Below are 12,616 nucleotides of genomic sequence, written 5' to 3' on the forward strand. Positions count from 1 at the left end.
GGGCGAATGAGTATGGGGTCGTAGACCCGAAACCAGGTGATCTACCCATGTCCAGGGTGAAGGTAAGGTAACACTTACTGGAGGCCCGAACCCACGTATGTTGAAAAATGCGGGGATGAGGTGTGGGTAGCGGTGAAATTCCAATCGAACCTGGAGATAGCTGGTTCTCTCCGAAATAGCTTTAGGGCTAGCCTCAAACGTTAAGAATCTCGGAGGTAGAGCACTGTTTGGACTAGGGGCCCATCCCGGGTTACCGAATTCAGACAAACTCCGAATGCCGATGATTTATGTTTGGGAGTCAGACTGCGGGTGATAAGATCCGTAGTCGAGAGGGAAACAGCCCAGACCACCAGTTAAGGTCCCCAAGTATTCGTTAAGTGGAAAAGGATGTGGCGTTGCCCAGACAACCAGGATGTTGGCTCAGAAGCAGCCATCATTTAAAGAGTGCGTAATAGCTCACTGGTCGAGTGGCGCTGCGCCGAAAATGTACCGGGGCTAAACGAATCACCGAAACTGTGGATTGACACCTTAGGTGTCAGTGGTAGGAGAGCGTTCCAAGGGCGTTGAAGCTAGACCGTAAGGACTGGTGGAGCGCTTGGAAGTGAGAATGCCGGTATGAGTAGCGAAAGAAGGGTGAGAATCCCTTCCACCGAATGCCCAAGGTTTCCTGAGGAAGGCTCGTCCGCTCAGGGTTAGTCGGGACCTAAGTCGAGGCCGAAAGGCGTAGACGATGGATAACAGGTTGATATTCCTGTACCACCTCCCCGCCGTTTGAGTAATGGGGGGACGCAGTAGGATAGGGTGAGCGCGCTGTTGGTTATGCGCGTCTAAGCAGTGAGGTGTGGAACGAGGCAAATCCCGTTCCTATAACATTGAGCTGTGATGGCGAGGAGAATTGTCTCCGGAGTCCCTGATTTCACACTGCCAAGAAAAGCCTCTAACGAGGCGGGAGGTGCCCGTACCGCAAACCGACACAGGTAGGCGAGGAGAGAATCCTAAGGTGATCGAGAGAACTCTCGTTAAGGAACTCGGCAAAATGACCCCGTAACTTCGGGAGAAGGGGTGCTCTGGTAGGGTGTTAAAGCCCGAGAGAGCCGCAGTGAATAGGCCCAGGCGACTGTTTAGCAAAAACACAGGTCTCTGCAAAACCGCAAGGTGAAGTATAGGGGCTGACGCCTGCCCGGTGCTGGAAGGTTAAGAGGAGAGGTCAGCGCAAGCGAAGCTTTGAATTGAAGCCCCAGTAAACGGCGGCCGTAACTATAACGGTCCTAAGGTAGCGAAATTCCTTGTCGGGTAAGTTCCGACCCGCACGAAAGGCGTAACGATCTGGGCACTGTCTCAACGAGAGACTCGGTGAAATTATAATACCTGTGAAGATGCAGGTTACCCGCGACAGGACGGAAAGACCCCGTGGAGCTTTACTGTAACCTGATATTGAATTCCGATGCATCCTGTACAGGATAGGTAGGAGCCTTAGAGCCCGGAGCGCCAGCTTCGGAGGAGGCGTTGGTGGGATACTACCCTGGATGTATTGGACTTCTAACCCATGCCCCTTATCGGGGCAGGAGACAGTGTCAGGCGGACAGTTTGACTGGGGCGGTCGCCTCCTAAAGAGTAACGGAGGCGCCCAAAGGTTCCCTCAGAATGGTTGGACATCATTCGTAGAGTGCAAAGGCATAAGGGAGCTTGACTGCGAGACCTACAAGTCGAGCAGGGTCGAAAGACGGGCTTAGTGATCCGGTGGTTCCGCATGGAAGGGCCATCGCTCAACGGATAAAAGCTACCCCGGGGATAACAGGCTTATCTCCCCCAAGAGTCCACATCGACGGGGAGGTTTGGCACCTCGATGTCGGCTCATCGCATCCTGGGGCTGTAGTCGGTCCCAAGGGTTGGGCTGTTCGCCCATTAAAGCGGTACGCGAGCTGGGTTCAGAACGTCGTGAGACAGTTCGGTCCCTATCCGTCGCGGGCGCAGGAAATTTGAGAGGAGCTGTCCTTAGTACGAGAGGACCGGGATGGACACACCGCTGGTGTACCAGTTGTCTTGCCAAAGGCATCGCTGGGTAGCTATGTGTGGACGGGATAAATGCTGAAAGCATCTAAGCATGAAGCCCCCCTCGAGATGAGATTTCCCATTACGCAAGTAAGTAAGATCCCTCAAAGAAGATGAGGTTGATAGGTCTGGGGTGGAAGCGCGGCGACGTGTGGAGCTGACGGATACTAATCGATCGAGGACTTAACCTTATTTAAAAAGCGCACGGTTGGCTCGATTTGTGCAATACAATGTTGGTTTTATTCAGTTTTGAGTGAACAAGCTCAAAATAGTCTGGTGACGAAGGCGAAGAGGTCACACCCGTTCCCATCCCGAACACGGAAGTTAAGCTCTTCAGCGCCGATGGTAGTTGGGGGTTCCCCCCTGCAAGAGTAGGACGTCGCCAGTCACATCTAGTTATTTGTTCTAACTAGGTATGATACATAATTAGGTCCCGTGGTGTAGCGGTTAACATGCCTGCCTGTCACGCAGGAGATCGCGGGTTCGATTCCCGTCGGGACCGCCATTTAATTTTACATTCACAACCGATTTTGGGAGTTATTCCGAAATCGGTTTTTTGTTGTTTAGAAAAAATGATGAAATATAAGTATCCTTGCTTTCAGATATAGTTTGTTTTCGGTACACTATAGCAAAGCGGTAGAAAGGAAATTCGACATGATCAAGGAATTTGAAGTCCATTCTGTTGAGGAAACTGAGCAGCTTGCAACGAAACTTGCGGCACTTCTTACCCCGCCAGATGTTATTACCCTTGAAGGGGATCTTGGGGCAGGGAAAACAACGTTTACAAAGGCACTTGCCAAGGGTCTAGGGATTACACGGACGGTTAACAGTCCAACATTTACAATTGTGAAGCAGTATGAGGGAAATTATCCTTTTAATCACTTAGATGTGTATCGTTTAGCGAATAGTGATGAGGATCTTGGTTGGGATGAGCTGTTCTACGGAGATGCCATATCTGTTGTTGAATGGGCGCATCTTATTGAAGATGACTTGCCTTCAGAACGCTTAGAAATCCGACTTGCACATGGCGGGGGAGATGTCCGAAGGATAACGATTACTCCGATAGGGGAACGATATGAAAAGATTTGTGAGGGGATTAGCTGATGATTTGGCTTGGGATAGATACGGCGAATACACCGCTTTCAGTAGCAATTGTTAAAGACCAGGAACTGTTGGTGGAAGAAACTTCAGCAATGGCTGTTAATCACTCACTACGTGCAATGCCTGCGATTGAAGAATTATTTGCGAAGACGGGTATCAGTCCGTCAGATATCGATGCAATTGCAGTATCTGAGGGGCCTGGTTCTTATACAGGTGTGAGGATTGGTGTGACCATCGCTAAGACGCTTGCTTGGACGTTAGGCAAGCCACTCGTTGGCGTTTCTAGTTTAAAGGTACTTGCTATGAACGGGCTGTTTTTTAATGGACTCATTTGCCCAATTGTTGATGCGAGACGGGGACATGTGTATGCGGGGGCATATCGATACGAGGGTGGCAAGCTCATTGATGTTATTGAAGATGGACATTATGCACTTGAGGAATTGATTGGCTTACTGGAACAGCGAGAGAGCCCGATTTTGTTCGTTGGTAAAGATACAGCTTTGCATGCGCAAGTGCTTATTGAGAAACTGGGAGATGATGCGGTGACTGCGCCACTTCATGACCAGTTACCACGAGCGTCTTCTTTAATTTATGCTGCGCAGCAATCGGGAGAGGAAGCGGATGTGCATACGTTTGTTCCTGAGTATCGCCGGATTGCTGAGGCAGAAGCAAACTGGTTGAAGGAACAGGGAAAGGACAAAGGCCGTGGTTAAAGAGATTGCGTATCGAAAAATGACAGAAGCGGATATTCCCTCAGTTGTGACAATTGAAGAAGAATCTTTTGCTACTCCATGGACGGCTGAGGCCTTTGAGCAAGAAATGACTGGAAATGACCATGCGCATTATATTGTCGCAGTTCACGAAGATGAGGTTATTGGGCATTTTGGGATGTGGATTGTCTTGGATGAGTGTCACATTACAAATATTGCAGTGCGCGTGCATATGAGAGGCAATGGAATTGGTGAAGGATTGCTGAGGGAAGCGATTGCGTATTGTAAAGAGATGAATGTTCGTTTGATGACATTAGAAGTTCGAATGACGAATCAGACGGCACAAAACTTGTATCGGAAGTTTGGTTTTCAGGATGGCGGAATACGGAAAAACTATTATACAGACGACCATGAAGATGCGCTCGTCATGTGGGTGGAATTCTAATGAAAAAAGACATGTATATTTTAGGAATTGAAACGAGTTGTGATGAAACAGCCGCTTCAGTTGTGAAAAATGGAACAGAAATTGTCTCCAACGTTGTAGCGTCTCAAATTGTGAGTCAAAAACGCTTTGGCGGTGTTGTACCAGAAATTGCTTCGCGACATCATGTTGAGCAAATTACGCTTGTGATTGAAGAGGCATTAACGGTCGCTGGGCTTAAACCGGCGGATTTGGATGCGGTGGCAGTTACGGAAGGGCCAGGACTTGTTGGTGCATTGTTGATAGGTGTCAATGCGGCGAAGGCTTTTGCGTTTGCAAATGGTTTACCGATTATTGGTGTGCATCATATTGCTGGTCATATTTATGCGAATGAATTAATGCAGCCAATGGAGTTTCCATTGCTAGCACTTATCGTGTCAGGCGGCCATACAGAGCTTGTGTTGATGGAAGCGCATGGTTCGTTTAAGTTGATTGGAGAGACGCGTGATGATGCAGCTGGTGAAGCGTATGACAAAGTCGCACGTGTACTGGGTCTTCCTTATCCGGGGGGGCCTCAAATTGATCGCTTAGCAGCTGAAAGTGATGCGGCAATTGATTTTCCGAGAGCATGGCTTGAGCCAAATTCGTATGATTTTAGTTTTAGTGGTCTTAAATCGTCTGTCATCAATTACAAACATAATTTGGAACAACGTGGGGAGAAAGTTAATCCAGCTCACGTTGCCGCTGGTTTCCAAGCGAGTGTTATTGAAGTGCTAACGACGAAAGCGCTCAAGGCAGCGAAGGAATATGGTGTGAAACAAGTGATTGCAGCTGGTGGAGTAGCTGCTAATAAGGGGCTTAGGGCTTCTCTTGAAGAAGCTTTTCAACAGGAGGCGATTCCTTTTTACGTGCCACCGATTGCACTTTGTACAGATAATGCTGCGATGATTGCAGCTGCAGGATCAGCGATGTATATTGACGGAATACGCGGAAATCTCGCGATGAATGGCAAGCCGGGTATGCCGCTAGCTTCTTGGTATTGATAAAAGGACAAAACACGAAAGTTGTCAGAAATTGACGATTTTCGTGTTTTTTTATCCGGATAAATTTTAGCTTGTCAATAGGGAACGTTCGTACTTATGCACAATCTGTGGATAAGTTGTGTATAACAAGTGGAGTTATCCATTTTATAACGTTGATAAAAGGATAACTATGTAGATAAAAAAACATTAAGTTGTTGATGTTGTGGATAACATTGTTCATATCCCGTAAAATGTGCATTTATCTTGTGGAAAAGATTGTGGAGAAAGTAGTAGTATAATTAGTTTATCCGACACAATTTGTCAGCAGGAATTGACAGCGCACCGTGTCGAATCAGTAGAGATTGATTCAACACGGTGCGCTAAATTCACCTTATAGCAATGCTTCTAATTCTTCTTGAAGGTTAAGCCATTCTTCCGAGAGCTCGTCATGCTCAATCTGGTGTGCATCAATCGCTGCTTGTAGCTCCATTAGCTTCACATGGTCGTCTGCAAATGCAGGTGTTGCCAATTCGTCATGTAAGGTTGCCATCTGCTCATCTAATGTGGAAAGCTGTGTTTCGAGTTCGGCAATGGCACGTGTTAGTCTTCTTTCTTGTCGTTTTAGTTCTTTGTCGTCTTCGTTTTTTCTGACAGATGTAGCGGCGGTTACAGTTTGAGCCGCAGTTCTTTCTGCGAGAAGCTCTTCCTGTTCGAGTTTCTTTTCCAAGAAATAATCATAATCACCAAGGTATTCGATGACACCCGTTGCGCTGACATCGATGACTTTTGTTGCAATCCGGTTAATGAAATAGCGGTCATGCGAGACGAAGACAATCGTGCCTGGGAAATCGTCCAATGCATTTTCGAGCACTTCTTTGCTATCCAAATCAAGATGGTTTGTCGGTTCATCAAAAACAAGGGTGTTCGATTTCTCCAGCATGAGCTTGGCTAGCGATAGTCGTGCTTTTTCCCCGCCGGATAAAGCTTTGACCGATTTATCAACATCTTCACCTGTGAATAAAAATCGACCAAGGACGGAGCGCACATCTTTTTCATTCATCATCGGCCAGTCATCCCAGATTTCTTGTAAGACAGTACCTGCGCCAACGAGTGTTGCTTGTTCTTGATCGTAATAGCCGAATTGAACGTTCGTTCCATAGCGGATGGTGCCAGCAATAGGTTCCTGTTTTTTAACGATGGTCTTTAGTAGGGTAGACTTACCGACACCATTAGGACCAATGATGGCAATGCGATCTTGCTTGTAAACCCGTAAGCCGATATTTGTGGATACGGGGGTATTGTCATAGCCAATCGCTACATCATCAAGCGCCAATACATCGTTGCCGCTTTCGCGGTCAATGGAAAAAGTAAAGCTGGCCGATTTTTCGTCGCCATCAGGTGAATCAAGCCAATCGGTCCGTTCTAGTATTTTTCGTCGACTCTTCGCCATCTTGGAAGTCGATGCGCGAGCAATATTGCGCTGAACGAAGTCTTCTAGTCTGGCCTTTTCGCTCATATCTCGTTCAAAAAGCTTCTGGTCTCGTTCGTAATTCTTTGCTTTTTCATCAAGATAAGCACTATAATTCCCCGTATACTTCGCGACTTTACGTCTTGACACTTCGTATACAATTGTAACAATCTGATCTAAGAAATAACGGTCATGGGAAACGATAAGAATCGCACCCTCATAGGACACGAGGTATTTCTCTAGCCAACCGAGTGTTTCAATATCGAGATGGTTGGTAGGCTCATCGAGGATGAGAAGGTCGGGTTTGCGTAAAAGCATTTTCGCGAGTGCCAATCTCGTTTTTTGTCCGCCAGACAACAGATGGACACTTTTGTCATAATCCTCTGGATAAAAACGCATGCCGTGTAAAACGGAGCGTGTATCGGATTCGTATTGATAGCCGCCAGAGTCCTTGAATTCGATTTGTAGTGCATCGTATTCTTTGATTACGCGATCATAGTCGCTTGGGTTTTCATAGACGGCAGGATCTGCCATCTGTTCTTCGAGCGAACGAAGTCGTCGTTCAATCACGTGGAGTGGTTCAAACACGGTCATCATTTCATCCCATACGGTTAATTGGGAATCGATACCTGAATGTTGCTCCAAGTAGCCAATTTGCACATCTTTTGGGATGATTAAATCTCCGGCGTCAGCAGTCATTTCTCCCGCAATAATTTTAAGCAGGGTGGATTTACCTGCTCCGTTCCGTCCAACGAGTGCAACACGATCACGATGCTGCACCTCGAGGCGAACATTTTCTAATATATCGGTTCCTGAAAATGATTTTGTCAGTCCGTTCACTTGTAATACAATCATATTAAGCACCTCTATTCTTCTTCAGTTTAAAGGAATGGCGTGAAGCGTGCAACGGTCGGCTTTACAACATCCCATATCTACTGTACGATAGAAGCGGTTTCACCTGTCGCTGAATCGGCGATTAAATGTGCGCAGGGTGTGATTGATTTAGTATGTTCAGGAGGCTATACAATGATAGTGGGAACGCCAAAAATACCACAAGCAACGTCGAAACGATTACCTCTTTATTATAGATTTCTTCAAAACTTTGCAAATGCGGGGAAGAAGCGTATCTCGTCAAGTGAGTTAAGCGAGGCGATGAAAATCGATGCCGCAACAATCCGACGTGATTTTTCTTATTTTGGAGCACTCGGTCGGAAAGGCTATGGCTATGATGTGGAGTATCTTCTTGAATTTTTCCGTCAGACGTTGGATCAGGATGAGGAGACAGATGTGGCACTGATAGGTGTCGGTAGCCTTGGGAATGCATTTTTGAAATATAATTTCCATAAAAACCACAATACCCGAATTGTTGTCGCATTCGATCCTAAAGCACCGACAGATGGGAAAGATGTGAGTAATATTCCTGTGTTTCATCCGGATTTGATAGAGGAGAAGATTGTCGAACTTGGGATTGACCTCGTCATTTTGACGGTGCCAGCGCGTGTAGCGCAAGAAGTGACGGACAGACTTGTCGAGATAGGCATAAAGGGCATTTTGAATTTCACGCCTGTTCGCCTTGCTGCTCCGGATTCGGTGCGTATTCATACGATTGATTTGTCAGTGGAATTACAGTCACTCATTTATTTCATGAAAAATGACGTAAAAGAGTCAAAAATATAACGGCTCGTTATTAGTAATTTGCACAAATTTCGTGTAAAATAGACATATTATGAGGAGGTGTCCGAGATGCCAGGTCCAATGAGTCTAGTCATCATTGCAATCATCGCGTTGCTTGTATTCGGTCCAAAGAAATTGCCTGAAATCGGTAAAGCATTTGGTTCTTCATTGCGTGAATTCAAAAACGCGACAAAAGGTCTCGTGGAAGATGATAGCGTGAAGAAAGTGGAAATCACGAAAGAAGAAAAAGAAGAAGTTAAGTAAGGATGTTTGTCCAATGAGGGAAAAAAACTTAACAGTCATTGAACATATAGATGAGATTAGAAAACGGCTGATGGTCATCGTCGTTTTCTTTGTAGTTGGGATAGTAGGGGCGTTTTTTGTCGCAAAGCCTCTTATCCAATATTTGCAATATGATGCGCAAGAGATTACGTTGAATGCATTTAATGTCCTCGACCCCATCATGATTTACGTGAAAGTGATTATTTTCATCGCAGTGGTCATCATATCGCCGGTTATTATGTATCAGCTTTGGGCGTTCGTTTCACCAGGATTACATGAAACCGAGCGACGGGCAACATTGAATTATATTCCATTTACATTTTTCTTGTTTGTTGGTGGGATTTCGTTTGCTTATTTCGTCCTTTTCCCATACGTCATGAAGTTTATGATGAACTTATCGGAGGATCTCGATATTACGCAAACGATTGGGATTAATGAGTATTTCTCATTTCTCTTTCAGTTATTGATCCCGTTTGGAGTGATATTCCAACTCCCGGTTGTCTTGTTGTTCTTGACGAGACTTGGTATTTTGGATCCGAAAACACTTGTGAAAATCCGTAAGTATGCATATTTCACATTGTTTGTTATCGCGGCGTTCATTACACCACCTGATTTGTTTTCGCATTTGTTTGTGACCGTACCGCTTTTCGCGTTGTATGAAATTAGTATTTTCATTTCCCGCTTTGGCTATCGTAAGTATTTGAAGGCTGAAGAAGAGCGGCAACAAGAAGAAGTGAAAGTGGAACACGAGCGCCAGTTAGAGGAAATTAGAGCCGAGCAACAACGGCAGATTGATGAAGTGATGGGGCAACAAAAATAAAAAAGTCTTCCATACCGAGAAATTCGGTAGGAAGATTTTTTTATTGGAAAAAGATAATGATAGCCTGTTTCATGTCTTGTAGCTCAAGCAGCTTGTCGTAGTTAAGTTGGATGATGACGACAAAGCCATTCATCAGTAAATGGGCAATCATCGGTGTCAGCAGTCGCTTTGTTCTGTAATACAAATAGGAGAAGACGAGGCCTGGCATCATATACATTAAAAGATGTTCAAACTCGTTATGCACCGCTGCAAAAATAACGGCACTGGCGATGGCGGCAATCCAGAAATTTGTTTTTTGATAAATGCCACCAAAAATAACACGTCTGAAAATCACTTCTTCTAAAAACGGTGCAAACAAGACCATTGAAATAATGATAATCGGGGATACCTTTGCAATATCGCTTAGAATAGCCGTGTTGTCAGATCCAGCTGTCACGCCCATCATGCTTTCGACCGCGGCAGCGAGCATTTGTCCACCCATTGCAAGGAAGAAGCCAAGGAAGCCCCAGACAATGGCATTGCCGATGGAAGATTTTTTTCCTTTGAAGACCTGTAAAAATGGATTATTGCGCATCATAAATAGCAGGAAGATGATTGCTGCAATTGTATTGACGATGAATAATGACCAAGCGCTTGCGCGATAAGCAATATCTTTTTCGGTGTATTGTTCATCCCAAGGAAAGTTTGTAAATAAGCCTTGGCTCAAGTAGATGCTACCAACCTGCATAAGGATATATGTCAGTATAAGGTATAAATAGATTTTCCAGTTTTTCAAGTATGCCACCCTTTCAACTGCGGTTGAGGTCAATTTTAGCTGTTTCGGGCAGGATAAGCAAAGGGAAAAGTTCGATTTGAATCGGTAGGGAGTTCAAGCATAATTCAAAATCCTGATGCAATTAGGCTTTAGCGTAATTGATATGATTTCACTTGCAATTAATGTGAATGTTCATTATGATAAGAAATGTATTAGCACTCCTGTATGACGAGTGCTAAATTTGGGGAATTAATTTGAGGAGGTTGTTTTACTTGTTGAAACCATTAGGTGACCGTATCGTAATCGAACTAATTGAGGCAGAAGAAAAAACGTTAAGTGGTATTGTATTACCAGACTCAGCAAAAGAGAAACCGCAAGAAGGAAAAGTTATTGCGGCAGGTACTGGACGCGTTCTTGAAAATGGTCAACGTGTTGACCTAGAAGTCAAAGAAGGCGATCGAATCATTTTCTCAAAATATGCGGGTACTGAAGTGAAATATGAAGGCAACGACTATTTAATCTTGCGTGAAAGCGATATTTTAGCGATTATCGGCTAATAATCTACGGATAATCGATTTACTTACACATATATGAAAATCAGGAGGGAATGTAGAAATGGCTAAACAAATTAAATTCAATGAAGATGCGCGTAGTGCAATGCTTCGTGGTGTAGATACATTAGCGGACGCTGTTAAAGTAACACTCGGACCAAAAGGACGTAACGTTGTTCTTGAGAAAAAGTTTGGTTCACCACTTATTACAAATGACGGTGTGACAATTGCAAAAGAAATCGAATTGGAAGACGCATTTGAAAACATGGGTGCAAAACTAGTAGCAGAAGTTGCTTCGAAAACAAACGAAATCGCTGGTGACGGTACAACAACTGCAACGGTTCTAGCACAAGCAATGATCCGTGAAGGATTGAAAAACGTTACAGCGGGCGCAAACCCAGTCGGTATCCGTAAAGGAATCGAACAAGCGGTGATTACTGCAATCGAAGGCTTGCAAGAAATCTCTGACGAAATCCAAGGCAAAGAAGAAATTGCACAAGTTGCAGCAATCTCTTCTGGCGATGAGGAAGTTGGACAACTAATCGCTGAAGCAATGGAGCGTGTTGGCAACGACGGCGTTATCACAATCGAAGAGTCAAAAGGCTTCACAACTGAACTAGACGTTGTAGAAGGTATGCAATTCGACCGTGGCTATGCATCTGCTTATATGGCAACAGATACAGACAAAATGGAAGCGGTTCTTGATAACCCTTACATTTTGATTACAGATAAAAAGATTACGAACATCCAGGAAATCCTTCCTGTTCTTGAGCAAGTCGTTCAACAAGGCAAGCCGCTTCTAATGATTGCAGAAGACGTTGAAGGTGAAGCGTTAGCAACACTTGTTGTCAACAAACTTCGTGGTACATTCAACGCTGTTGCGGTTAAAGCGCCAGGCTTTGGCGATCGTCGTAAAGCAATGCTTGAAGACATCGCGATTTTGACAGGGGGTCACGTAATTACAGAAGATTTAGGTCTAGACCTTAAATCAGCGGATATTACGCAACTTGGACACGCGGCAAAAGTCGTTGTGACAAAAGATCACACAACAATCGTTGAAGGTAGCGGAAATTCTGAAGTGATTTCTGGACGTGTGAATCAAATCCGCGTACAACTTGAAGAATCTACATCTGAATTCGATAAAGAGAAATTGCAAGAGCGTCTTGCGAAATTAGCAGGCGGCGTTGCAGTTATCAAAGTCGGAGCAGCGACTGAAACTGAACTAAAAGAGCGTAAACTTCGCATCGAAGACGCATTGAACTCTACACGTGCAGCTGTCGAAGAAGGTATCGTTTCTGGTGGCGGAACAGCGCTTGTTAACGTTTATAGCAACGTATCTGTACTCCTAGACACAGTAGATGGCGACGTAGCAACAGGTGTGAAAATTGTTCTTCGTGCACTTGAAGAGCCAGTTCGTCAGATCGCAAACAACGCAGGCCTTGAAGGCTCAATTGTTGTCGATCGCCTAAAACGTGAAGAAGTCGGCATTGGCTTCAACGCAGCAGATGGCGAGTGGGTAAACATGGTACAAGCGGGTATTGTAGACCCAACAAAAGTTACACGTTCTGCATTGCAAAACGCAGCATCTGTTGCAGCAATGTTCTTGACGACTGAAGCAGTTGTCGCAGACCTACCAGAACCAGCAGGCGCTGGAATGGGTGGTATGCCTGATATGGGTGGAATGGGCGGCATGATGTGATAAAAACTCTTAACCCTTGTTAAATCAAGGGTTAGAGCATGTTTTATCATACCGTGGTCATT

The 12,616-nt window shown here is 45.0% G+C and carries 11 protein-coding genes, 1 tRNA gene and 2 rRNA genes (1 of these 14 only partly in view); 12 read left to right on the plus strand and 2 right to left on the minus strand.

Annotated elements, in window-relative coordinates; translation table 11 throughout:
• The 7 genes from MKY34_RS05880 to tsaD form a co-directional block, all read left to right on the plus strand.
• Positions 1-2,243: ribosomal RNA gene (locus MKY34_RS05880) — 23S ribosomal RNA — on the plus strand (it extends 691 nt beyond the left edge of the window).
• 81 nt (positions 2,244-2,324) lie between these two features.
• Positions 2,325-2,440 (plus strand): 5S ribosomal RNA (gene rrf, locus MKY34_RS05885).
• Positions 2,441-2,481: 41 nt separating this feature from the next.
• Positions 2,482-2,557, plus strand: a tRNA-Asp gene (locus MKY34_RS05890).
• Positions 2,558-2,706: 149 nt separating this feature from the next.
• Positions 2,707-3,156, plus strand: a complete 450-nt coding sequence (tsaE, locus tag MKY34_RS05895; RefSeq protein ID WP_342514277.1) for a tRNA (adenosine(37)-N6)-threonylcarbamoyltransferase complex ATPase subunit type 1 TsaE — start codon at positions 2,707-2,709, stop codon at positions 3,154-3,156.
• Positions 3,156-3,866: a tRNA (adenosine(37)-N6)-threonylcarbamoyltransferase complex dimerization subunit type 1 TsaB gene (gene tsaB / locus MKY34_RS05900; protein ID WP_342514278.1), complete on the plus strand. Its 711-nt coding sequence runs from the start codon at positions 3,156-3,158 to the stop codon at positions 3,864-3,866. The genes tsaE and tsaB overlap by 1 nt, the downstream gene beginning before the upstream one ends.
• A 19-nt stretch (positions 3,867-3,885) precedes the next feature.
• Entirely contained in the window at positions 3,886-4,308 is a 423-nt protein-coding gene (rimI, locus tag MKY34_RS05905) for a ribosomal protein S18-alanine N-acetyltransferase (protein WP_342515203.1), read from the plus strand.
• Complete coding sequence (tsaD, locus tag MKY34_RS05910; RefSeq protein WP_342514279.1) at positions 4,308-5,327, plus strand: tRNA (adenosine(37)-N6)-threonylcarbamoyltransferase complex transferase subunit TsaD; 1,020 nt, start codon at positions 4,308-4,310, stop codon at positions 5,325-5,327. Before rimI ends, tsaD begins: the two co-directional genes overlap by 1 nt.
• A 370-nt stretch (positions 5,328-5,697) precedes the next feature.
• Here tsaD and MKY34_RS05915 read toward each other — a convergent pair whose 3' ends face one another.
• Positions 5,698-7,629, minus strand: a complete 1,932-nt coding sequence (locus tag MKY34_RS05915) for an ABC-F family ATP-binding cassette domain-containing protein (protein ID WP_342514280.1) — start codon at positions 7,627-7,629, stop codon at positions 5,698-5,700.
• Between the two features lie 171 nt (positions 7,630-7,800).
• Here MKY34_RS05915 and MKY34_RS05920 point away from each other — a divergent pair, with 171 nt between their 5' ends.
• The 3 genes from MKY34_RS05920 (at position 7,801) to tatC (ending at position 9,550) form a co-directional block, all read left to right on the plus strand.
• Positions 7,801-8,451: a redox-sensing transcriptional repressor Rex gene (locus tag MKY34_RS05920; RefSeq protein ID WP_342514281.1), complete on the plus strand. Its 651-nt coding sequence runs from the start codon at positions 7,801-7,803 to the stop codon at positions 8,449-8,451.
• Positions 8,452-8,517: 66 nt separating this feature from the next.
• Positions 8,518-8,712 (plus strand): twin-arginine translocase TatA/TatE family subunit, encoded by a 195-nt coding sequence (locus MKY34_RS05925; RefSeq protein WP_342514282.1) that lies wholly within the window; start codon positions 8,518-8,520, stop codon positions 8,710-8,712.
• Between the two features lie 13 nt (positions 8,713-8,725).
• On the plus strand, positions 8,726-9,550 hold the full coding sequence (gene tatC / locus MKY34_RS05930) for a twin-arginine translocase subunit TatC (RefSeq protein WP_342514283.1): 825 nt from the start codon (positions 8,726-8,728) through the stop codon (positions 9,548-9,550).
• Between the two features lie 40 nt (positions 9,551-9,590).
• Here tatC and MKY34_RS05935 read toward each other — a convergent pair whose 3' ends face one another.
• Entirely contained in the window at positions 9,591-10,325 is a 735-nt protein-coding gene (locus MKY34_RS05935; RefSeq protein WP_342514284.1) for a type II CAAX endopeptidase family protein, read from the minus strand.
• Positions 10,326-10,576: 251 nt separating this feature from the next.
• On the opposite strand from MKY34_RS05935, the gene groES reads away from it, so the two are divergent.
• Together groES and groL are read left to right on the plus strand one after the other, a co-directional pair.
• The gene (gene groES / locus MKY34_RS05940; protein ID WP_342514285.1) at positions 10,577-10,861 is read left to right on the plus strand and encodes a co-chaperone GroES; all 285 of its coding nucleotides are present in this window, start codon (positions 10,577-10,579) and stop codon (positions 10,859-10,861) included.
• A 58-nt stretch (positions 10,862-10,919) separates the two neighbouring features.
• Positions 10,920-12,554, plus strand: coding sequence for a chaperonin GroEL (gene groL / locus MKY34_RS05945; protein WP_342514286.1), 1,635 nt, complete (start codon positions 10,920-10,922; stop codon positions 12,552-12,554).
• The last annotated feature ends 62 nt before the right edge of the window (positions 12,555-12,616 follow it).

This window comes from Sporosarcina sp. FSL K6-1522 (genome assembly GCF_038622445.1).
Taxonomy (GTDB): Bacteria; Bacillota; Bacilli; order Bacillales_A; family Planococcaceae; genus Sporosarcina.